The 22,474-nt window shown below is 59.3% G+C and carries 20 protein-coding genes and 3 tRNA genes; 14 read left to right on the forward strand and 9 right to left on the reverse strand.

What is annotated here, in order from left to right; translation table 11 throughout:
• The first annotated feature begins 30 nt into the window (after positions 1 to 30).
• The 3 genes from NE357_RS15185 (at position 31) to NE357_RS15195 (ending at position 2,839) form a co-directional block, all read left to right on the forward strand.
• Positions 31 to 819 (forward strand): SDR family NAD(P)-dependent oxidoreductase, encoded by a 789-nt coding sequence (locus NE357_RS15185; RefSeq protein ID WP_169430567.1) that lies wholly within the window; start codon positions 31 to 33, stop codon positions 817 to 819.
• An 83-nt stretch (positions 820 to 902) separates the two neighbouring features.
• Positions 903 to 1,772 carry an alpha/beta fold hydrolase gene (locus NE357_RS15190; RefSeq protein WP_169430568.1) on the forward strand — a complete coding sequence of 290 codons (870 nt, stop codon included), beginning with the start codon at positions 903 to 905 and terminating at the stop codon, positions 1,770 to 1,772.
• A gap of 68 nt (positions 1,773 to 1,840) precedes the next feature.
• The gene (locus NE357_RS15195) at positions 1,841 to 2,839 is read left to right on the forward strand and encodes an NADP-dependent oxidoreductase (RefSeq protein WP_169430569.1); all 999 of its coding nucleotides are present in this window, start codon (positions 1,841 to 1,843) and stop codon (positions 2,837 to 2,839) included.
• A 199-nt stretch (positions 2,840 to 3,038) separates the two neighbouring features.
• On the opposite strand, the gene NE357_RS15200 is transcribed toward NE357_RS15195, so the two are convergent.
• Positions 3,039 to 4,247 carry an MFS transporter gene (locus tag NE357_RS15200; RefSeq protein ID WP_169432652.1) on the reverse strand — a complete coding sequence of 403 codons (1,209 nt, stop codon included), beginning with the start codon at positions 4,245 to 4,247 and terminating at the stop codon, positions 3,039 to 3,041.
• Between the two features lie 229 nt (positions 4,248 to 4,476).
• Here NE357_RS15200 and NE357_RS15205 point away from each other — a divergent pair, with 229 nt between their 5' ends.
• The 4 genes from NE357_RS15205 to NE357_RS15220 all read left to right on the forward strand — a co-directional run bounded on the left by NE357_RS15205 (position 4,477) and on the right by NE357_RS15220 (position 9,565).
• Positions 4,477 to 5,409 (forward strand): AraC family transcriptional regulator, encoded by a 933-nt coding sequence (locus tag NE357_RS15205; protein WP_169430570.1) that lies wholly within the window; start codon positions 4,477 to 4,479, stop codon positions 5,407 to 5,409.
• A 78-nt stretch (positions 5,410 to 5,487) separates the two neighbouring features.
• A complete protein-coding gene (locus NE357_RS15210) occupies positions 5,488 to 5,943 on the forward strand; it encodes a (2Fe-2S)-binding protein (RefSeq protein ID WP_085611777.1) in 456 nt (151 codons plus the stop codon).
• Positions 5,943 to 8,195: a xanthine dehydrogenase family protein molybdopterin-binding subunit gene (locus NE357_RS15215; RefSeq protein ID WP_169430571.1), complete on the forward strand. Its 2,253-nt coding sequence runs from the start codon at positions 5,943 to 5,945 to the stop codon at positions 8,193 to 8,195. The genes NE357_RS15210 and NE357_RS15215 overlap by 1 nt, the downstream gene beginning before the upstream one ends.
• Positions 8,196 to 8,212: 17 nt before the next feature.
• Positions 8,213 to 9,565, forward strand: coding sequence for a c-type cytochrome (locus tag NE357_RS15220; RefSeq protein ID WP_169430572.1), 1,353 nt, complete (start codon positions 8,213 to 8,215; stop codon positions 9,563 to 9,565).
• 160 nt (positions 9,566 to 9,725) lie between these two features.
• On the opposite strand, the gene NE357_RS15225 is transcribed toward NE357_RS15220, so the two are convergent.
• From NE357_RS15225 to NE357_RS15255, 7 genes are all read right to left on the reverse strand, one after another.
• Positions 9,726 to 9,812: transfer RNA gene (locus tag NE357_RS15225), tRNA-Leu, on the reverse strand.
• A 195-nt stretch (positions 9,813 to 10,007) separates the two neighbouring features.
• Positions 10,008 to 10,081, reverse strand: a tRNA-Cys gene (locus NE357_RS15230).
• 47 nt (positions 10,082 to 10,128) lie between these two features.
• A tRNA-Gly gene (locus tag NE357_RS15235) sits at positions 10,129 to 10,204 on the reverse strand.
• Between the two features lie 60 nt (positions 10,205 to 10,264).
• The gene (gene pgsA, locus NE357_RS15240) at positions 10,265 to 10,825 is read right to left on the reverse strand and encodes a CDP-diacylglycerol--glycerol-3-phosphate 3-phosphatidyltransferase (protein WP_169430573.1); all 561 of its coding nucleotides are present in this window, start codon (positions 10,823 to 10,825) and stop codon (positions 10,265 to 10,267) included.
• Between the two features lie 32 nt (positions 10,826 to 10,857).
• Positions 10,858 to 12,681, reverse strand: a complete 1,824-nt coding sequence (gene uvrC, locus NE357_RS15245) for an excinuclease ABC subunit UvrC (protein WP_169430574.1) — start codon at positions 12,679 to 12,681, stop codon at positions 10,858 to 10,860.
• Between the two features lie 2 nt (positions 12,682 to 12,683).
• Positions 12,684 to 13,325, reverse strand: coding sequence for a response regulator transcription factor GacA (gene gacA, locus NE357_RS15250; protein ID WP_024012761.1), 642 nt, complete (start codon positions 13,323 to 13,325; stop codon positions 12,684 to 12,686).
• 127 nt (positions 13,326 to 13,452) lie between these two features.
• Complete coding sequence (locus NE357_RS15255) at positions 13,453 to 13,917, reverse strand: GNAT family N-acetyltransferase (protein WP_169430575.1); 465 nt, start codon at positions 13,915 to 13,917, stop codon at positions 13,453 to 13,455.
• Positions 13,918 to 14,105: 188 nt separating this feature from the next.
• Here NE357_RS15255 and NE357_RS15260 point away from each other — a divergent pair, with 188 nt between their 5' ends.
• Complete coding sequence (locus NE357_RS15260) at positions 14,106 to 14,234, forward strand: hypothetical protein (protein WP_279382168.1); 129 nt, start codon at positions 14,106 to 14,108, stop codon at positions 14,232 to 14,234.
• A 335-nt stretch (positions 14,235 to 14,569) separates the two neighbouring features.
• Complete coding sequence (locus NE357_RS15265; protein ID WP_169430576.1) at positions 14,570 to 15,646, forward strand: 3-deoxy-7-phosphoheptulonate synthase; 1,077 nt, start codon at positions 14,570 to 14,572, stop codon at positions 15,644 to 15,646.
• 47 nt (positions 15,647 to 15,693) lie between these two features.
• Here NE357_RS15265 and NE357_RS15270 read toward each other — a convergent pair whose 3' ends face one another.
• Positions 15,694 to 16,803, reverse strand: a complete 1,110-nt coding sequence (locus NE357_RS15270; protein ID WP_249314291.1) for a hypothetical protein — start codon at positions 16,801 to 16,803, stop codon at positions 15,694 to 15,696.
• A 336-nt stretch (positions 16,804 to 17,139) separates the two neighbouring features.
• Between NE357_RS15270 and NE357_RS15275 the strand changes: the two genes are divergently transcribed.
• The 5 genes from NE357_RS15275 (at position 17,140) to NE357_RS15295 (ending at position 22,471) form a co-directional block, all read left to right on the forward strand.
• Complete coding sequence (locus NE357_RS15275) at positions 17,140 to 18,009, forward strand: esterase/lipase family protein (RefSeq protein WP_169430577.1); 870 nt, start codon at positions 17,140 to 17,142, stop codon at positions 18,007 to 18,009.
• A 94-nt stretch (positions 18,010 to 18,103) separates the two neighbouring features.
• Complete coding sequence (locus NE357_RS15280; protein ID WP_041478733.1) at positions 18,104 to 18,385, forward strand: peptidylprolyl isomerase; 282 nt, start codon at positions 18,104 to 18,106, stop codon at positions 18,383 to 18,385.
• A 134-nt stretch (positions 18,386 to 18,519) separates the two neighbouring features.
• Positions 18,520 to 20,388 carry an extracellular solute-binding protein gene (locus NE357_RS15285; protein ID WP_169430578.1) on the forward strand — a complete coding sequence of 623 codons (1,869 nt, stop codon included), beginning with the start codon at positions 18,520 to 18,522 and terminating at the stop codon, positions 20,386 to 20,388.
• Positions 20,388 to 21,449: a microcin C ABC transporter permease YejB gene (locus tag NE357_RS15290; RefSeq protein ID WP_169430579.1), complete on the forward strand. Its 1,062-nt coding sequence runs from the start codon at positions 20,388 to 20,390 to the stop codon at positions 21,447 to 21,449. Before NE357_RS15285 ends, NE357_RS15290 begins: the two co-directional genes overlap by 1 nt.
• Positions 21,449 to 22,471, forward strand: a complete 1,023-nt coding sequence (locus tag NE357_RS15295; protein WP_102622254.1) for an ABC transporter permease — start codon at positions 21,449 to 21,451, stop codon at positions 22,469 to 22,471. The genes NE357_RS15290 and NE357_RS15295 overlap by 1 nt, the downstream gene beginning before the upstream one ends.
• Positions 22,472 to 22,474 lie beyond the last annotated feature (3 nt).

Raw genomic sequence — 22,474 nt, forward strand, 5'->3', positions numbered from 1 at the left:
GTTTCTCACCTCCTGAAAGAGAGATACCCCATGAGCACTCGCCCTACTGTTCTCATCACCGGCGCCTCCACCGGCATTGGCGCCGTCTACGCCGAACGCTTCGCGCAACGTGGCCACGATCTGGTACTGGTCGCCCGCGATAAGGCTCGCCTGGACACACTGGCAGCGCGTTTGCGCAGCGAGCACGACGTCGCCGTCGATGTCATCCCCGCAGACCTGACCCAACTCGGCGATCTCAACACCGTTGAAAGCCGCCTGCGCGATGACGCCCGCATCGGCGTTCTCGTCAACAACGCCGGCGCTGCGCTGTCCGGCCACTTCGTCGACCAAAGCACCGACAGCGTTGCGCAACTGGTCGCCCTCAACACCACAGCGCTGGTGCGGCTCGCCAGCGCCATCGCCCCACGCCTGGCCAAGGCCGGCGACGGCGCAATCATCAACATCGGTTCGGTGGTGGGTCTGGCGCCGGAGTTCGGCATGACGGTCTACGGTGCGACCAAGGCCTTCGTGCTATTCCTTTCCCAAGGCCTGAGCCTGGAGCTTTCGCCTCAGGGCGTCTACGTGCAAGCCGTGTTGCCCGCCGCCACCCGCACCGAAATCTGGGATCGCTCCGGCGTCGACATCAATACCCTGAGCGAAATCATGGAAGTGGGTGATCTGGTGGATGCCGCACTGGTCGGCTTCGATCGTCGCGAACCTGTGACCATCCCGCCGCTGCACGAAGCTGAGCGCTGGGATGACCTGCAGGGCGCACGCCAGGGCCTGCTGGGGCAAATCCGCCAGTCTGCGGTCGCCCAACGCTACCAGACGCCACAGTGATTTTTTTGCTAGCGAGCATTCGCGGCAGATTCGATGCAGGCACACGGCATTGCATCGAATCCTGCCCGCTGTCCGGAGTGACAATGAGTTCAATGCAGACAAATTCCCGCTCGGGTTTGCCGACGCCATTTCTTGACGCGGCGAACCAGTCGATCACGGTCAACGGCATTCCCTTCGCCTACCGCGATACCGGGCCCGCGACCGGCATGCCCTTGGTACTGTTCAACCATTGGGGTGCAGTACTGGACAACTTCGACCCCGCGATCATCGATGGCCTGGCGCAAACCAGACGCGTCATCACCACCGACTATCGCGGCATCGGCAACTCGGGGGGAACCGCGCCACTGACAGTGAGCGAAATGGCCGACGATGCCATCCAGCTGATCAGGGCGCTGGGGCTGAAAACCGTGGATGTGCTCGGTTTCTCCCTCGGAGGTTTCGTCGCTCAGGATATTGCCCTCAAGGCGCCTGACTTGGTACGCCGGTTGATTCTGACCGGTACTGGACCGGCGGGCGGCACCGGCATCGACAAGGTCGGCACAGTATCATGGCCATTGATCCTCAAAGGCTTGCTGACCCTGCGCGATCCCAAGTTCTACCTTTTCTTCACCTCGTCGGCCAATGGGCGACGGTCTGCCTCGCAGTATTTAAGACGCCTAAAGGCACGCAAAAAAAATCGCGACAAGGGCCCGACGCCCCGCGCCTTCCTGCGGCAATTGAGAGCCATCACCGCGTGGGGCAGACAACAGCGGCAAGCGCTTGGGCACTTGCGCACGCCGACGCTAATCGTCAACGGCGACAACGACCTCATGGTGCCCAGCGTTAACTCATTTGAGCTGGCCAGGCTTATCCCCAACGCACAGTTGGTGATTTATGAGGATGCCGGGCACGGCGGGATTTTCCAGCATCACGCCGACTTTGTGGCCAAGGCGCAGGCGTTTCTCGATGCGTGACCACGTCACGCAGCAACACCGCAACCCCACCGACTACCCTCCGTATAACCAGCAAGAGTCGCACCACGATGAAAGCATTTCTGATTGATGGCTATGGCAAGAATCCCGGACGCATTGGCGAAGCGCCCGCCCCCGCCGTCGGTGCCCACGACGTCTTGATCGAGGTCCATGCGAGCAGTGTCAACGTGCTGGATTCGAAGATCCGCAAAGGCGACTTCAAGCTGATTCTGCCCTACGCCTTTCCGTTGATATTGGGTAATGACCTGGCGGGGGTTGTGGTTGAAGTCGGCCCGCAGGTGACACGCTTCAAACCGGGAGACGAGGTATACGCTCGCCCGCCCGAAGCGCGGATCGGGACCTTCGCCCAATTGATCGCCGTGAACGAAAACGCGGTCGCCCTGAAACCCGCCAATACCGACATGGCACAAGCCGCATCCCTGCCCTTGGTTGCACTGACCGCCTGGCAAGTACTGGTTGAAACCGCCCGGCTGCAAAAGGGCCAGAAAGTGCTGATTCACGCAGGTTCTGGCGGCGTCGGCACCATTGCGGTTCAGCTTGCCAAACACCTCGGTGCGTTTGTCGCCACAACTACCAGCACCGCCAATGTCGAATGGGTCAAGGCGCTGGGGGCCGATCTAGTCATCGACTATAAACAGCAGAACTTCGAAAATGTACTGCGTGACTACGACGTGGTGCTGAACAGCCTTGGCGCCGACGTGTTGGAGAAATCACTCGTGGTCCTGAAACCCGGTGGTCAACTCATTTCCATCTCGGGCCCACCCACTGTGCAGTTCGCGAGGGAGCAAGGGTTGTCCTGGCCATTGCAGCAAGTCATGCGCCTGTTGAGCCTTGGCATTCGTCGCAAAGCGCGCAAGCAGGATGTCAGCTACGCGTTCGTGTTCATGCGGGCCAATGGCGCTCAACTGCAACGCATCACCGCGCTCGTGGAGGACGGAATCATCAAACCTGTGGTTGATCGCTCCTTCCCCTTTGAATCAACGGCCGAGGCATTGAAGTACGTTGAGCGGGGACGCGCCAAGGGCAAGGTCGTTGTTGCGCTCAAATGACCACGCCGCCGACTCATGAGTCGACCACAGAAACTGCACAGCTTTTACTGCTTGAGCGGTCATCAGCCGAGGTGATTTCGCCAGAGGTGCAGGAACAGGAAGCGCCGCAACCGGATGTTACGCGGGTTGAACCGCCCGTTATCGTTTGGCGCAGTTTGATGCTTGAGCCCTAGGGCGAAACGGGTTGAATGTAATCTCGTCAGGCTGTCGCGTTCGACTCGACAAGATGAACTTCCGTGGTATTGCGCCCGGCCAGCCAGGCCAGCACAGACGCGGCGACCAGGACAGCGGCGCTAAGCTCGAAGGTGGCTTTGTAGCCGCTCAAATCAAAGGCCAGACCGCCAATGATTGCGCCGGCGGCGATCGCCAGTTGGACGATGGCCACCAGCAAGCCGCCTCCGGCTTCCGCATCATCCGGGAGCGTCTGCGCCAGCCACATCCACCAGCCAACCGGCGCGGCCGTGGCGACCAGCCCCCAGATTCCGAGCAACACGGCGGTCAGCAGCGGTGATTTGCCGAAGCTGACCAACGCCAGCGCGATGGCCGCCATGATCAGCGGGATGATGGTCAACGTGCGGTAGAGGCTGCGCCCCATAAACCGCTCGATCAAAAAGGTGCCGATAAAACCGGCCAGCCCCAGCCCCAGCAGCATGAACGACAAGGTTGAGACACTGACGCCAGTCACGCCCTCAAGAAAGGGCCGCAGGTACGTGAACAGCATGAACTGGCCCATGAAAAATACGCTGACGGCGACCATGCCCAAAGCAACTGGCAACTGCTTCATCAGCCGCAGGACATTGCCGCTACCTGCCTGGCGTTCGGCCTTGAAGGACGGCAGGCTGATCAGCAGCCACACGGCTGCCAACGCTGCGACCGGCACCACACAGAAGAATGCGCCGCGCCAGCCGATCAACGAGCCAAGGAAGCTGCCCGCCGGAGCGGCGATGACCGTCGCCAGAGCGTTACCACCATTGACGATGGCCAACGCACGGGCAACCTGATCAGGTTGCACCAAACGCATGGCGGTCGCCGCCGATAGTGACCAGAAACCACCAATCGCAATCCCGATCAAGGCACGTCCAAACATGAATGACGCGTAGCCCGGGGCGAACGCGACGACCGTACCGGAGACGATCATCAGCAAGGTCAGGCCCAACAACAATTTCTTCCGTTCGATGCGAGCGGCGACCGAGGCAATCAACAGACTGGTGATCAATGCAAAGGCACCGGACACGGAAATCCCCTGCCCTGCCTGACCTTCGGTGATGTGCAGGTCAGCCGCGATGGGCGTCAGCAGGCTGACGGGCATGAACTCTGAAGCGACCAGGGCGAACGCGGCCAACGACATCGCCAGCACGGCGCTCCAGCCGCCTGTTCTTTTAGAAGGATCTGTAGAAGGAAACGTCATGAGAAAGACCTGTAGAGCGGAATACGTATGGATGTGATGCGCAGGGGTCAGCGGTTCTTCGTCTATGCGGGCACTGCCCCTGTAACAGATAGACACATTCTCCCGGTCAATCCGGCCCTTCCCTAGCGCATTCCTCTTGAATGCTTGCCTGATCCTCTGGCGATGCAGGCTGACGGATAGGAAACGTCTCGCGCGCGGATTAGAGTTCGGACAACAGGAGTGACCCGACATGAACCCGCCCTCTCTGCCCCAGGAATCGCCTTTGGCCTTGCACATCGACCCGCGCCTGAGCACGCCGGGTGACTTCGCCACGGCCATACCCGGACTGACGCTGTTTCGTCGCGACCAGCCGGCGCCCCCCGCTGTGTGCATGATCGAGCCCAGCCTGATTCTCGTGGGTCGCGGCGAAAAGCGCTTGTGGGTCGGTGGTGAGGGCTACAGCTATGACCCATCGCGGTTTCTGGTCACGTCGCTGGACCTGCCCGCCAACTCCGAAGTGATGCTCGCCAGTCCCGAACAGCCCTGTGTCGGCCTTGTGCTGAAACTGGATGTCAGCATGCTTGCCGAGGTCATTACCAAGAGCGGCTTGCCCGCGAAACGCCAGCCATCAACGGGTACGGGCGCTGCGATTGGCAGCCTGTCGTCAGCGTTGGAGGACGCGCTCGATCGCTTGCTGGCATTGCTTGATGAACCCGAGGCGATCCCGGTCCTGGCACCGCTGATTCTGCGAGAAATTCACTATCGACTGCTCCACACCGACCAAGGCCCGCGGCTGCGGCAGATCACTGCCGTCGACGGTCAGGGTTATCGCATCGCCAAGGCGATCGACTGGCTCAAGGTCAACTACACCGATGCCCTGCGCATCGATGATTTGGCCGCGCGGGTACAGATGAGCGCGCCGACCTTTCACCATCATTTCCGCCAGCTCACCGGCATGAGTCCGCTGCAGTACCAGAAATGGCTTCGGCTCAACGAAGCCCGGCGGCTGATGCTGATCGAGCGCCTCGATGTGTCGCGGGCAGCGTTTGCGGTCGGCTATGAAAGCCCTTCGCAGTTCAGCCGCGAATACGGCCGCCTGTTCGGCACCGCGCCGAGTCGTGACATGGCCCTTTTGCGCGGGCAGCCCTTCGAGGCAGAAGCGCTCGGCACAGTCGCGAATTGAACGAAAACCGGTGATTCGCCCCGCCACGTGTCACCGCTCATAACAATGCACGTCAACCGATGATCAAGCGGGTGAACCATGGAACTACGAATCAACCAGAAGACCTATCAGGTCGATGCCGACGCCGATACGCCCTTGCTGTGGGTGATCCGCGATGATCTGGGCATGACCGGGACAAAGTACGGCTGCGGACTGGCGCAATGCGGCGCCTGCTCGGTGCTGGTGGACGGCAATGTGGTGCGTTCCTGCGTCACGCCAGTGGCCGGTGTAGTTGGCCGCGAGGTCACCACCATTGAAGCCATCGAAACCGATGACGTGGGCAAACGAGTCGTCTCGACCTGGGTCGATCTGCAGGTCGCCCAGTGCGGCTACTGCCAGTCCGGGCAGGTGATGGCCGCCACCGCGCTGCTCAAGCAGAACCCCAAACCGAGTGATGCACAGATCGAGGCGGCGATGGTCAATCTGTGCCGCTGCGGTACTTACAACGCCATTCATGCCGCCGTGCATGAGCTTGCCGGCAAGGGGGACGCGTGATGAACGTTCGTATCGACCCTTCACAACACGCTTCAGTACTGGATCTGCATGAACCGATCAATGTGTCGCGCAGACGTTTTCTGACCGGTACCGCCGTCGGCGCATTGGTGCTCGGCTTCGGTCTGCCGCTGGGTGTGACACGCGTACAGGCGGCTGCAGCAACTGCAACTGCCGAGCGTGGCACACAGGTCCCGGCGTTTCTCGAGATCCGCCCGGACAACCGCGTGCGTCTGCTCTGCCCATTCATGGAAGGCGGACAAGGCACGTTCACTGCGATGGCGCAGATCGTCGGTGAAGAACTGGATGCCGACCCGGCGACCTTTCTGGTCGAAGCCGCGCCACCCGGCGAAGCCTATGTGGTGATGGAAAACGGTATGCGCATCACCGGCGGCAGTATGTCGGTGCGCATGAGTTACCCGGTCATGCGCCGCCTCGGTGCCCTTGCCCGCGCCATGCTGTTGCAGGCGGGCGCGCAGCAACTTGGCGTGCCGGTGAGCGAGTTGAGCACCGAGCCTGGCAAAGTCGTGCACGCCAAGTCGGGGCGCTCGTTGGCCTACGGTGAACTGGCCGAGCGTGCGATGGATCTGCCGGTTCCCGATCCGGCCTCTGTGAAGCTGCGTGATCCGAGCCAGTTCCGCTGGATCGGCAAACCGGTGAAGCGTCTCGACGCTTACGACAAGTCCACGGGCAAGGCGCTGTACAGCATCGATCTGAAAGTCGACGACATGCTGCATGCTGCTGTTCAACATGCGCCGCGCCTGGGCATGACCGTGAGCAACCTGCGCAACGAAGACCAGGTCAAGGCAATGAAAGGCGTGCATTCCGTGCACCGGCTGCCGGGCGCAGTGGCGGTGGTCGCCGAGCGCTGGTGGCACGCCAAACGTGCCGTCGAGGCGATTCAGGTCGACTGGCAAGAGCCGACGGCCGACAGCCAAGTGCGGCCGATGCCCGCCGACTTTTCCAGCGATGCGTGGTTCAAGCGCCTCGCTGAAGATAAAAGCCCCGCCAAAGATGATGAACATGAAGGCGATGTGGCTTCGATTCTCAAGGAGACCAAGACCCGGATCGACGCCACTTACCACAACCAATACCTGAACCACGGACAACTGGAGCCGCCTTCAGCACTGGCCCGATTCAATCCGGATGGTTCGCTGGAGGTCTGGCTGCCGAATCAGGCGCCGGATATGTTCCGCGCCGACATCGCCAAGCGCACCGGGCTCGATCCGTCACGCATCACCTTGCATTCGCCGCTGCTGGGCGGGTTCTTCGGTCGGCATTTCCTCTACGACTCGGCCAGTCCCTACCCTCAGGCCATCACGCTGGCCAAAGCGGTTGGGCGCCCGGTCAAACTGATCTGGAGTCGCGAGGAAGAGTTTCTGCGTGACGTGCTCCGTCCCGTTGCGGCGGTGAATTTCCGTGCCGCGCTGGACAGCGACGGCTGGCCGCTGGCAATCGAAGCGATCAGTGCCACCGAAGGTCCGACCGAAGCCCTTGCCGGAAAGCAAGGTGAAAAACTCGACCCGACGGCGCTGGAAGGGTTGTCGGGCAAGTCCTATGCGATACCCAACAAGCGCATCGCGCAGATCTACGTCAAAGGCCCGGCCATGCTCGGTTACTGGCGCTCGGTGGGTAATTCCCTCAACGACTTCTTCTATGAATCGTTCCTCGATGAACTGGCCGACAAGGGCGGCAAAGATCCGTTCGACCTGCGCCTGCATTTGCTGCGTGACAACAAACGGCTGACCACGTTATTGCAAGCAGTGGGTGAATTGTCGGGCGGCTGGAAGCGTGGCCCGTTTACCGCCGAAGACGGCAGCCGACGGGCGAGAGGCGTGGCCATGGCTTCGCCGTTCGGTACGGAGACTGCGGTGATCGCCGAGGTCTCCATCGAAAACGGCCAGGTCAAGGTGCATGACATCTGGCAGGCGATTGACCCCGGCAGCATCGTCAATCCGGCGATTGTCGAGGCTCAGGTGAATGGTGCCGTGGCGTTGGGACTGTCGCAAACCCTGGTGGAAGAAGCCGTGTGGATTGATGGCAAGCCTAGGGCGCGCAACTACGACTTGTATCCGATCCTGCCGCCTGCGCGGATGGCACGGGTTCATGTGCGTGTGGTCGAGAGCGGGGAAAAAATGGGTGGCATCGGTGAACCGCCGTTGCCTGCCGTCGCGCCTGCCGTCGCCAATGCGGTGGCAACGCTGACCGGGCAGCGGGTACGCAGCCTGCCCCTGAGCCGACACACCTTCACCTGATCATCGCCGGAGCCTTTATGAACAACAGCCGATTCGCAAGAACCGCTGGCTGGTTGGCCGTGCCATGTCTGGTCGCGGCAGGCCTGCTGGCCTGGTATGTCACCCGCGAGCCCGTCTCGCGCCTTGAAAACCATCAGATCGCCGTGGCCGATATCGACCCGGCACTGGTCTCGCGTGGCGAATACGTCGCCAGACTCAGCGATTGCGTAGCCTGTCACAGCGTGCCGGATGGCGCGCCGTTCGCCGGTGGGCTGGAAATGGCCACACCGCTGGGCGCGATCCATGCGACCAATATCACCCCGGACATGGACACCGGCATCGGTTACTACAGCCTGGCGGACTTCGACCGTGCCGTGCGCCACGGCGTAGCTCCCGACAGCCGCCGGTTATACCCGGCGATGCCCTACCCGTCCTACGCCAAGCTCAGTGACGATGACGTGCGTGCGTTGTATGCGTTCTTCATGAAAGGCGTGGCGCCGGTCAAACAGGCGAACATCCCGAGTGCGATTCCGTTCCCGTTGAACCTGCGCTGGCCGATTGCACTGTGGAACGGTGTGTTTGTCGATGCCGAGCCCTACGTAGCCAAACCGTCGCAGGATGAACAGTGGAACCGTGGCGCTTACCTCGTTCAGGGCGCCGGACACTGCGGCAGTTGTCATACACCGCGCAGCCTGGCGTTCAACGAAAAAGCACTGGATGAGTCCGGCAAGCCCTACCTTGCCGGCGCCTTGCTCGATGGCTGGTACGCGCCGAGCCTGCGTGATGATCACAACACCGGCCTGGGCCGTTGGAGCGAGTCGGAAATCGTGCAGTTCCTCAAGACCGGGCGCAACCAACATGCGGTGGTCTACGGCTCGATGACCGAGGCGTTCAACAACTCCACGCAGTTCATGAGCGATGACGATCTGACAGCCATTGCCCACTACCTGAAGTCGCTTCCCGGGGATCGCGAACGGGATGGCGCACCCTGGCAGTACCAAGCGGTTTCGGCAGCGCAACGTCTGGACTCGCCCGGTGCTCATACCTACGTGACACGCTGTGCGTCTTGCCACGGTCTGGACGGCAAGGGTCAATCGCAATGGATGCCGCCGCTGGCCGGCGCGACCTCTGCACTGGCCAAGGAAAGCGCCTCGGCGATCAACATCACCCTCAATGGCGCGCAACGTGTGGTGGCGGCCGGCGTGCCGGATGCCTATCGCATGCCGGCCTTCCGTGAGCAGCTGTCGGATCAGCAGATCGCCGAAGTACTGACCTTCATGCGCAGCACCTGGGGTAATCAGAGCAGTGCTGTCGACGCACAGACGGTTGGCAAACTGCGGAAACACACCGACCCGGCCAGCAGCAGCCCGATCATTCTGCAGATGCGTTAGAGGAGAACCCGATGGAGAGCATCGACTTGCTGGTCCTGCGCACAGCGCGGGATACCCCACAAAGTGACTGACGATCACGAATTGCGGAAAAGATTTTTTGATTGCGGAAAAAAGAACTAAGGGCTTGCATGAGATATATCATGCAAGCCCTTGATATTAATGGTGCCCGAAGCCGGAATCGAACCGGCACGCCCTTACGAGCGGGGGATTTTAAGTCCCATGCGTCTACCAGTTTCGCCATTCGGGCGGTAGCGCGGTGTTACATTGCTCTGATGCCGGTTAGCAATCCTGACAGATCGTTACCCCGTTCAGCAGAGGGGGAAATATATACATCAGTCCCCTGTGAAGCAAGTTTGCAAAGGCTGTTTTAAAGACTAAATCTTTCAGCGTAATACAAATAAAAAAGCTCCGTAAATCATGGATCTACGGAGCTTGTTTATAGTGGAGGCCGAGGTCGGAATCGAACCGGCGTAGGCGGATTTGCAATCCGCTGCATAACCATTTTGCTACTCGGCCTCAAAACATTTGTCGTCAGTAGCGCAACAACAAACGCTGTACAAACTTGGAGCGGGAAACGAGACTCGAACTCGCGACCCCGACCTTGGCAAGGTCGTGCTCTACCAACTGAGCTATTCCCGCTTGGTGTGGCGCATTCTATAGAAATCAGAAGCGCCGTCAACCCTTTGATTCAAAAAAGTTTTATTTCTTTTCAACATCGGTCTTCAGATGCGGCCAGGCAGCCCGAAGGTATTGAACCATCGACCACAGGGTCAGGCCTGCCGAGACCATCAGCAACGTATAACCGAGAAAAACCCAGAAGCTGAAAACCTTGGGATTGGCCAGGAGAATCACCAGCGCAAGCATTTGCGCAGCGGTTTTCCACTTACCCAGGTTCGATACGGCAACATGAGCCCGCGCACCGAGTTCGGCCATCCACTCACGCAATGCAGAAACCACGATCTCGCGACCGATGATCACGGCTGCCGGCAGTGTGAGCCAGAGGTTACCGTGTTCTTGCACCAGCAACACCAGTGCAACGGCAACCATCAGTTTGTCAGCGACAGGATCCAGGAACGCGCCAAACGGGGTGCTTTGCTCCAGGCGCCGCGCCAGGTAACCGTCCAGCCAGTCTGTGGCTGCCGCGAAGGCAAATACCGAACTTGAGGCCAGATAACTCCACTGGTAAGGCAGATAGAACAGCAAAATGAAAATCGGGATGAGCAGGACACGGAGAACGGTAATCAGATTAGGGATATTCATCGGCACAACTGGCTACGAGGTGAATGGGCATTCTACTCACTATGCAGGTTTGCATAAATCGACTCTGCTAGCTTTTTGCTGATCCCCGGCGCTTTGGCGATCTCTTCGATGCTTGCACGAGACAGCTCCTGCAATCCACCAAAATGTTTCAACAAATCCCTGCGACGGGTCGGGCCTACCCCCGCCACGCCTTCCAGTGTTGACGTACGCCGGGTTTTACCGCGACGGGCACGGTGTCCGGTAATCGCAAATCGGTGAGCTTCGTCACGGATCTGCTGAATCAGGTGCAACGCCGGGGAGTCGCCGCGCAGGGTGAACTCGTGCGCCGCATCATTCAGATACAAAGTCTCGAACCCCGCCTTGCGCGTCGCGCCTTTCGCAACCCCCAGCAGAATTAGATCCGGCACTGCCAGTTCATTGAGCACATCCCGGGCCATCGACAACTGGCCCTTGCCACCATCCACCAACAGAATGTCCGGCAACTTGCCCTCCCCGTCCTTCAACTTGCTGAAGCGCCGGGTCAGCGCCTGATGCATGGCGGCATAATCGTCACCCGCCGTCACACCTTCAATGTTGTAGCGGCGGTAATCCGACTTGATAGCGCCTTCCGGACCGAATACCACACAGGACGCCACCGTCGCCTCGCCACTGGAGTGGCTGATGTCGTAACACTCCAGGCGCTGTGGCGGCTCATCCAGGTTCAGCACTTCAGCCAACGCCTCGAAACGCGCCGCGACATGCTGACGATTGGCCAGCCTTGCCCCCAGCGCCTGTTCGGCGTTGGTCACGGCCAGTTGCTGCCAGCGCGCCCTGGTTCCGCGGACCCGATGGCTGATGGTCAACTCGCGCCCCCGCAGTTCATGGATCGCGTCAATCAATGCAGGGAAATCATCATGAACCACGTTGACGATCAGTTCGCTCGGCAAGTCGCGCTCAGGGCTACTGATGAAATACTGGCCGAGAAATGCAGCCATGACTTCGGCGACGTCCTCTTCGATACCGACTTGCGGGAAGAAATTCTTGCTCCCCAGAACCCGTCCACCTCGCACACTGATCAAATGCACACAGGCACCGCCCGGGTTGACGAATGCGGCGATTACATCGATATCGCCAGTACCACCTTCCATACTTTGCTGATCCTGGACCCGACGCAGTAATGCGATCTGGTCGCGCAGTTCGGCGGCGCGTTCAAACTCAAGATTGATCGCAGCCTCCTCCATCGCACCGGACAGCTCGTTGGTCAACGCATGGCTGCGCCCCTCAAGGAACATCACCGAGTGGCGAACGTCTTCGGCATAGACCTCAGGTTCGACCAGTCCGACACAAGGAGCCTTGCATCGCTTGATCTGGTACTGCAGGCACGGACGGGTCCGGTTCTTGTAATAGCTGTCTTCACACTGACGCACGAAAAACGTCTTTTGCAGAAGACTCAGGCTTTCACGAATGGCCCCGGCACTCGGGTAAGGGCCGAAGTACTTGCCCTTGGCCTTCTTGGCGCCGCGGTGAATGCTCAGTCGCGGGAACTGCCCGTCAGACAGAAAAACGTACGGATAGGACTTATCGTCGCGCAGCAGAATGTTGTAAGGAGGTCGCCATTCCTTGATCAGTGTCTGTTCAAGCAGCAGAGCCTCGGTTTCGTTGGCCGTAATCGTCGTTTCGACCTGGGCGATTCGCCCCACCAGAGCAGCTGTTTTAGGCGCCAGCCCGGTCTTTCGAAAGTAACTGGCCAGACGTTTCTTGAGGTTCTTGGCCTTGCCGACGTACAACAGACGCGCATCACTGTCGAACATGCGGTAAACGCCGGGGCGCCCGCTGACCGTCGACAGAAACGCGCCGGAATCAAATGTCTCAGTCATGGTCAGGCGCTGGCATCGACCATGCCATGGCGTACCGCAAGCAGCGTCAGCTCGACATCGCTACTGATCGAAAGCTTCTCGAAAATACGATAACGGTAAGTGTTGACGGTCTTAGGCGACAGGCACAATTTGTCGGAAATGATCTGTACCTTCTGACAGCCGACAATCATCAGGGCAATCTGGATTTCCCGCTCCGACAAGGCGTCGAACGGAGAATCATTGGTTGGCTGAAAGGACTTGATCGCCAGTTGCTGGGCAATCTGCGGGCTGATGTAACGCTGACCGGCGAACACCAGGCGAATGGCTTGCACCATTTCCGGCAGTCCGGCGCCCTTGGTCAGGTAACCCGCAGCCCCGGCCTGCAACAAGCGCGTAGGAAAAGGATCTTCCTCGCACACGGTGACCGCAACCACCTTGATGTCCGGATGGCTGCGCAGCAATTTGCGCGTGGCTTCCAGGCCGCCGATGCCAGGCATCTTGACGTCCATCAGCACCACATCGGGTTTCAACTCACGGGCCTTGATAAGGGATTCTTCCCCGGACTCGGCCTGACCAACCACTTGCAGGCCATCGATATCGGCCAGCATACGTGTAATGCCTGTACGAACGAGATCATGGTCATCGACCACTAGCACCCTAATCAAGCAGACACCTCGCGATATGGTCTTATTGGGATGCCGGACACCTTAGCAAAAAGTACCCGGCAGACCTAGCGGCAAGCGACATATAAAAAGTTTCAATTCATCATTCAAGGCTTGCCGGACGTGCGTTTCAGAGCACACGTGTACTTAAATCGAGCTGCATCCGCAGGAAACAGTCGTCACCGCCCTGCTCAACCAATCCCTTTCTGCGATACAGGTTTTGCGCCGGGTTGTTCTTGAACACCGTGAGGCGCACTGCCGGACGACGCTCCCGGCACGCCATTGCCACAACCTGATCGATCGCCCAGGAACCTGCCCCTCGCCTTTGAAACGCCTCACAGACCTGCAGCTCACGAATATACAAGGCTCGCGCATCACGACTCAGGCTGAAATAGCCTGCAGGAGTAGTACCGCACACGATCAACCAGTTTTCGCGACCGGCCCAGGCCATATCGAATGCATCGTCCTGCCATAGCAAATCGTAGTTCATGTAGTAGCGGAGCATGTTCCGGCAAGTGATTTCTCGCGCAAATGACAGGTCATCGGTCGTTGACTGCCGCAAATGAAAACCTGTCTGCTCGTCCCCTTCACTCATGAACTGACTTCTCCCGCGATGTCGGCGCCAACGCGACTCTGCCCTGAATCGCTGAAAAAGAGGCAGAGTGTGTCACACATGACCGAAGGCTCAAGCCATAGAAACGCTCTTTGAACTTCGATAGCATTTTCTGATTGCTGACGCGCCCCGGGCTCTAGTAAGCTCGGCGCATTCATCGGAGACACATAATGTTCAACGCCATCGTACAGCTGCCTGACACCCGCGCCCTGCGCTCGGTTGCTGCTGCCCGCGTGAACGGCGCCTGTGCTCCTGCCAGCTTTTATTTTGGGTATTGGTTTAGCCACTGGCGCGCCTGATACCCAACCGGCGCCCATACAAACGGGTCGCCTACCAGAGAAATCTCAACCCCCGGTCGGCCTCCCGACCGGGGGTTTTGTTTTTTCAGACCCCGAATTTTCAGCGACACACCAGACAAATTGAGGAATTGCCACATGAACTACGCCACTTATTACCGCTACGACACCTTTACCGCCTGGCGATTTAGCAGCCTCCGCTCGGGACAGCCTGCCGCCTCCGATCGGTCACCCACAGGTGGCAAGCCAACAAAAGTAGCCAATCCGGCCAACTGTCGAACACCCCAATAGGGCCGAGTCGGCGGGAAAGCCCCGCGACCAGCCCAGGAAAATCGCATATGAACTCGTCCGTTTCTGCTCTGCCACTGTCCACCCTGAACCCGGCCAACGAAGCATTGACTCTGCGTCTGCCCAGTTCGCTGCAACTCAAACAGCAATTGCCCTTGGCCAGCGCCTTGAGCCAGCAGGTCGCCAGTCACCGCCAGGCGATCCGCGCCATTCTCAACGGCGAAGACCCTCGCTTGCTGGTCGTCGTCGGCCCTTGCTCGATTCACGACCCGCAATCCGCCCTCGAATACGCAAGCAAGCTCGCCCGACTGGCCGATGACGTCCATCACGAGATGCTGCTGGTGATGCGCGCTTACGTCGAAAAACCCCGTACCACCGTCGGTTGGAAAGGCCTGGCTTACGATCCGCATCTCGATGGCAGTGATGACATGGCCGCCGGCCTGACACTGTCACGCGAGCTGATGCTGGAAATGATCCGCCTCGGCTTGCCTGTTGCCACCGAACTGCTGCAGCCCATGGCTGCCGGTTACTTCGATGACCTGCTCAGCTGGGTGGCCATCGGTGCGCGAACCACCGAGTCACAGATCCATCGCGAGATGGCCAGCGGGCTGGGCATGCCGGTTGGTTTCAAGAATGGCACCGATGGCGGCGTAGCCATCGCGGTCGACGCCATGCGCTCGGCCGCACATCCTCATCGTCATTTCGGAGTGGACAGCCAGGGACATCCCGCAATCATCGCGACCTCAGGCAATCCAGACACGCATCTGGTCTTGCGCGGCGGCCATCAAGGACCGAATTACGACTCCGCCAGTGTTGCCCGAATCCATACGGAACTGAGCCGCTTGAAGATTCCGGGCCGGATCATGGTCGACTGCAGTCATGCCAACAGTGGCAAAGACCCACTGCGACAGCCGGACGTTTTCAATGATGTGCTGAAGCAGCGCCTCCAGGGAGACCACTCACTGGTCGGCATGATGATCGAGTCACATTTGTTCGAAGGGTGCCAACCGCTGAGTGAGTCGTTGCGCTACGGTGTCTCGGTAACGGATGGCTGCCTGGGTTTCTCTGCCACGGAACGTCTGCTGCTCAACGCTGCGGAGCGTCTTCGGAAACCGTCCCGGGCCTGAAAATGAAACCGGCCTTCCGGAGCGTGCATGCCCGGAAGGCCGCTGGATCAACCCTGCACGCGCAGCAGTGTCGTATCGGATACTTGACTGACATCATCCAGTCGCTCGACCGAAAAGGACACTCGAACAACCGTACCGACATGTTCGCGCCAGAAGCGATAGGGAACGATAAAGACCAGAGGCTCGATCTCCATTGCCCTGGTTATTTCCCGATCATCGTGATGGAAGAAATACTCGCCATCGCATTTGAGATAAACCAGCTCACCGACCTCCACCTGCGCATCGCTGATCACGACGCTGACGCCATCAATGGTATCGCGTACGTCCAGCGTCCCTTCCCGTGCTTCAAGCACTTGTGGTGCGGACAGCTCTTCGCGCACCAACGGAGCAATGATGATGTTCATGGAGCCCGATTCGCGCAACGCGCCGGTCTTTTGTTCGATGACATATCGAACAAGCACTTTGCTTCCAGAATGCGGGATGATGAATCGAGGATCGATACCAAACACCAGCGGTGCTCCAACAGCAAAAGGTTCGACGATCAAGCTGTCCCGGAATGAGGCATGCTCTGCAGCGCCTTGCCAGAGCAACGCCACTCGATCACCGGCCGACATCCCGGCATATGGCTGGAGAGTGATTGTGGTGCCTTCATTTACACGTGCCGGATCAAGATGCCCGCCAACGGCCTCGTCAACCGTGGGCGGCAGCAAACTGTATAGAACGTCTCCCACATTCAGTTGAGTCCTGACTGAGCTGACGGGTAACCCCCACTTTACGCTGTTCAATGTCCAGAACACCTCCAGTGAACCACCGTCCAGTGCGGCGATGTGAGGGCTCCTGATGACAAAAACAGTATCCCTCCCCAACTGAGCCTCGCTGATCGATCGCACAAACTCACGCCGATACGCAAGCCCCTCGATATCAAGACCGTGCCAACTCAGTGTCACTCTGTCACCGCATGCCATATCGGGATAGGGCGCAATCCGGATGACAACCCTGCTCAATGAAGGATCCAGAACATCTCCTTCCACCGATTCGAGGTTGAGTGCGGGTAACGAACCCGGCCGCTCCTGCAAGCAGGCGTGTAACGGTGAGTCGATCATCGTTATAACTTCAATATCGCTCTTAGCGGGTTCCCGTGCGTTCTGCATATTCATTCGTAGCTCCATTCCATGGAAATCCCCTGCAGCTTGCTTGCTGCGTCGAAGAATCTCTATTCAACCCGCCCTACAAGAAAAATGATGTCGTCCATCCATCCCGCGTAGCGGTAGCAACCGCATCACAGCAGGTAGGCAATAGCAGGAAAAAATCATTGGGTGAGGCAAAAGATGTCCAGATATTCCGATCCGGATTTCAAATTTCAGGGACATTTCCTGCGCACGCTGATCCAGTTTCCGACTTCGGTTGAGGATGGGTCATACATCGAGAGCTCAACGACTGCTTTAAAGTGGTGCCTGCAAATATCGATGAACTTCTGCGATCAAGGATGAAAAATGCGACAAAATACCACCACTCTTTACCCCATCCTCCTGGTGCACGGTTTGTTCGGATTCGAGCGTATCGGCCCTTTTGAGCTCTTCCACGACGTAAAAAAGGCTCTGCAGACCATTGGCGTACAGGTCTTCGTGCCGCACTTGTCAGCCATTCACGACAATGAAGTACGAGGCAGACAACTGCTTTGCCAGATCGACTCCGTGCTCAAAGGCACAGGTGCGGCCAAAGTCAACCTGATTGGCCATAGCCAGGGTGCACTGGCTGTTCGCTACGCAGCAGCGCTTGCCCCACACAAGGTCGCATCCGTGACGTCGGTCAGCGGGCCGAATCACGGTTCGGAACTGGCGGATTTCCTGCGCAAGGCACTGATACCCGGAAAGCTGCCGGAAGCCGTGGCACAAAATGTGGCCACCGTGTTTTCCGACTTCCTGTGCTTGCTCAGCGGGACCACGGCGCTGCCGCAACATGCATTGGCCGCATTGAGTGCCCTGACGACCGAAGGTGTCGGCGACTTCAATGACAAGTACCCGCAAGGCCTGCCGCAGAGTTGGGGCGGGCAAGGCGCCGAACAGGTCAATGATGTGCGCTACTACTCCTGGAGTGGTGTCGTGCCGACAATAAACCTGCACAAACCCGATCCAGTGCAGGACATCTGCCGGGCCCTGTCGCAGTACTTCATGACCGAACCTTTGCAGAACGACGGTTTCGTCGGTCGCAACAGCTCTCATCTGGGCACCGTGATCCGATCCGACTATCCATTTGATCACTTGCGCAGCCTGGGTCGAACCGCAGGCGAGCAAGCCGGAGCAATCGATTCGATCCAGTTGTATGTCGAGCACGCCTTGCGTCTGCAGGCAGCTAACCTCTGAGAACGCATCCGACAACCAATCGGAACTTTGCCGAGAAATCGGCCACTGAATCCGGTAGGCTCCACCCTTTACTGATTTGATTGGAGATTTTCCCATGGCTAAAGCCACTGCCCGCCACATCCTGGTTTCCAGCGAAGACAAGTGCAACGAACTCAAGGCCCAGATCGAGGCCGGTGCAGATTTCGCAGAAGTTGCCAAGGCCAACTCCACTTGCCCATCCAGCCGCCAGGGCGGCGACCTGGGCTCGTTCGGCCCGGGCCAGATGGTCAAGGAGTTCGATACCGTGGTGTTCAGCGCACCGATCAACGTCGTTCAAGGCCCGGTCAAGACTCAATTCGGTTATCACCTGCTGGAAGTTACCAGCCGTCAGGACTGACCCCTCACCGTCCTGCTGTGCAACGGCCCGCCTGATGGCGGGCCGTTGTGTTTTGGTTACACCTCGCGGCTGGCGATCAGCACTGCGCTCGCGTACAAATTGCGCTTATCGTTCACCCGGCTTTAAGGCTGACAATGCGACTGGCTTTCTCCACCTTGATGTTCACCGCCGTGGCTCTGCTGATGGGCGCCACCGGGGTGAACGCTGCACCGCAACATGCATTGACCGTGTATGGCGAGCCGGCGAAGTACCCGGCAAATTTCAGCCATTTCGACTACACCAATCCCCACGCGCCAAAGGGCGGTACGATGCGCCGTTCGGCGATCGAGATCGGTCACTTCGACCATCTTCTGCCGTACATCGACAAAGGCATCGGCGTCACCCAGATCGACGGCCTGCTGTACTCCCCGCTGGCCCAGCGTTCAATGGACGAGCCCTACACCGTTTACGGACTGGTGGCGGAGAAAATGGAACGCTCCGAGGACGGCCTGTCCCTGCGCTTTTTCATCAACCCCAAGGCACGCTTCGCCGACGGCAAGCCGATTACTGCCGAAGACGTGCGCTACACCTACGAATTGCTGATGACCCAGGGCAGCCTGCGTTATCGCACTCAGTTCGCCGACGTCAAAGGCGTCGCAATAGAAGCGCCCCTGACCGTGCGTTTCGATTTCAAGAGCAACGAAAATCGCACCCTGCCACTGGACATCGCCACGTTGCCGGTCTTTCCCGAGCACTGGTGGAAGACCCGGGATTTCGCCGGAGGTGGCGGCTATGAACCACCGCTGGGCAGCGGTCCGTATCGGGTCGGCAAGGTCGACTCCGGGCGCAGCATCACCTTTGAACGCAATCCCGACTGGTGGGGCAAGGACCTGCCGGTCAGCCGTGGTCTGTACAACTTCGATCACTTCAGCATCGAGTACTTCGGCGACACAGATGTCGCCCGCCAGGTCCTGCGCGGCGGTGCCTACGACTACAACCGTGAATTCTCCGCCACTGGCTACTCCATCGGCTACGACAGCCCGGCCCTGAGCGACGGTCGTCTGCAGAAGGCTCATCTGGCCACCGAAGCGCCGCAGTCGGCCCAGGGCTTCGTGTTCAACCTGCAAAAGCCGATGTTCCAGGACCGCCGCGTACGCCAGGCCCTGGCCATGCTCTGGGATTTCGAATGGAGCAACCGGCAGATGATGCGCAACATGTATATCCGCCAGCAGAGTTATTTTTCCAACAGCGCCCTCGCGGCCAGTGAACTGCCGGACGCCGCCGAACTGAAGATCCTTGAACCGCTGCGCGGGCAAATCCCGGACGAGGTATTCACGAAGGTCTTCGAGGCGCCGAAAACCGACGGCAGCGGCCTGATCCGTGACAAGCAGCTGCAGGCACTGGAGTTGTTGGAACAGGCGGGCTGGAAACCCGACGGCGACCAATTGGTCAATGCTCAGGGCGAGCCATTGAGTTTCACCTTCCTGGTCAGCCAGAACGGCATGGACCGATTGCTGCTGCCCTACAAACGCACCTTGAAACAGATCGGTATCAATCTCGACATCCGCCGCATCGATTCCTCGCAATACGTCAATCGGCTGATGAGCCGCGACTACGACATGATCGTCACCGGTTACCCGGTCACCACGTCTCCCGGCGGTGAGTTGCTCAATTACTTCGGGTCCGCTTCGGCCAACGATCCCGGCGCCAACAATTACATGGTGCTGAAGAACCCGGCGGTCGATACCTTGATCAACGGCCTGATCCGTGCCTCGACCCAGACGGACATGCTGCACTACGCCCACGCGCTGGATCGCGTGCTGCAATGGAACTACTACTGGATTCCCAATTATTACCCGCCGGGCACCTCGACCGTGTGGTGGAACCGCTTCGGCATCCCGACCGTGCAGGCGAGCAATGACGAAGCGATCGAGAGCTGGTGGGAAATGAGCAGCACGCCGCTGACCAACCAGCAGATGACGGCCGAGAAAATCAGCCGTGGCAGACCCGGAGGGCCGCACTGATGTGGGGTTACATACTGCGACGCCTGCTGCTGATCATCCCGACGCTGGTGATCATCCTGCTGGTGAACTTCGTGATCATCCAGGCCGCACCGGGTGGTCCGGTGGAACAGGCCATCGCCCACTTGCAAGGCATAGGCGGTGCCAGTGTCGGCGGCGGCGCGAGCGAGACCATGAGCGGCACTTCCCGCGCCAGCCGCGGCCTCGATCCGCAACTGATCAGGGACATCGAAAAACAGTACGGCTTCGACAAGCCCGCCCCTGAACGCCTGTGGCTGATGCTCAAGAATTACGCGCAGCTGGATTTCGGAAAGAGTTTCTTCCGCGGTGCCACGGTCACCGACCTGATCCTGCAAAAAATGCCGGTGACCATTTCCCTCGGGCTGTGGGCGACGCTGATCACCTATCTGGTGTCGATCCCGCTGGGCATTCGTAAAGCGGTGCACCACGGCAGCCATTTCGATATCTGGAGCAGTACGGCGATCATCATCGGTTACGCGATGCCGGCGTTTCTATTCGCGATGTTCCTGATTGTGGTGTTTGCCGGCGGCACGTCGCTGAACTGGTTTCCCGTGCGCGGACTCGTCTCGGACAACTTCGAATCACTGTCGACGCTGGGCAAGATTGCCGACTATTTCTGGCACCTTGTTTTACCAGTGACCGCATTGGTGATCGGTGGCTTCGCGACCCTGACCATCCTCACCAAGAACTCGTTCCTCAATGAAATCACCCGTCAGTACGTGGTCACCGCTCGCGCCAAAGGCCTGAGCGAACGTCGGGTGCTGTACGGTCATGTGTTCCGAAACGCAATGCTGCTGGTGGTATCGGGTATTCCCCAAGCGTTCATCAGCGTGTTTTTCGCCGGTTCGTTGCTGATCGAAGTGATTTTCTCCCTCGACGGCCTCGGGCGAATGAGCTACGAAGCAGCGGTCTCCCGCGACTACCCGGTCGTGTTCGGCTCGCTGTTCATCTTCACCCTGTTCGGCCTCCTGATAAAACTGATCGGCGACCTGTGCTACACGCTGGTCGACCCACGCATCGACTTCGCCGCGAGGAACGCCTGATGTTCAAGCTCTCGCCTCTGGGCCGTCGCCGCTTCGAACGTTTCAAGAAAAACCGTCGAGGCTGGTGGTCGCTGTGGCTGTTCATTGGTCTGTTCGTAATCAGCCTCGGTGGCGAACTGATCGCCAACGACAAACCCTTGGTCGTCAGCTATCAGGGTCAATGGTATTTCCCGGTGTTCAAGCGCCACACCGAACAGGAGTTCGGCGGCCAACTGCCCTTCCAGGCCGATTACCGCAGCGACTATGTCCAGAACCTGATCCGCAAGGACGGTGGCTGGCTGCTGTTTCCGCCGATCCCGTTCAGTGACGACACACCGAATTACGACCTCAACAAACCGGCGCCAAGCCCACCGACTTCGGTCAACTGGCTGGGCACCGACGATCAGGCGCGGGACGTGCTGGCACGGGTGATTTTCGGTGCGCGGGTGTCGATCCTGTTCGCCCTGATGCTGACCTTCGTCAGCGCCCTGATCGGCATCGCGGCCGGCGCCCTGCAAGGCTATTACGGCGGCTGGATCGACTTGCTCGGTCAGCGCCTGCTCGAAGTCTGGTCGGGACTGCCGGTGCTGTATCTGTTGATCATTCTTTCGGGGTTTGTCGAACCGAACTTCTGGTGGCTGCTGGGGATCATGGCGCTGTTTTCCTGGCTCGCGCTGGTGGACGTGGTACGGGCCGAGTTCCTGCGCGGGCGCAACCTCGAATACGTCAAGGCTGCGCGGGCATTGGGCCTGACCGACCGCAAGGTGATCTTCCGGCACATCCTGCCCAACGCGATGAATGCCACGTTGAGTTACCTGCCGTTCATTCTGACCGGGGCGATTTCCACCCTGACGGCGCTGGATTTCCTGGGTTTCGGCATGCCCGCCGGCAGCGCATCGCTGGGCGAGTTGATCGGCCAGGGTAAACAGAACCTGCAAGCACCATGGCTGGGATTGACCGCATTTTTCACCCTCGCGCTGATTCTGTCCTTGCTGGTATTCATCGGCGAAGCGTTGCGCGATGCCTTTGACCCGCGCTCATGAACG

This window comes from Pseudomonas sp. G7(2022), from assembly GCF_052660475.1.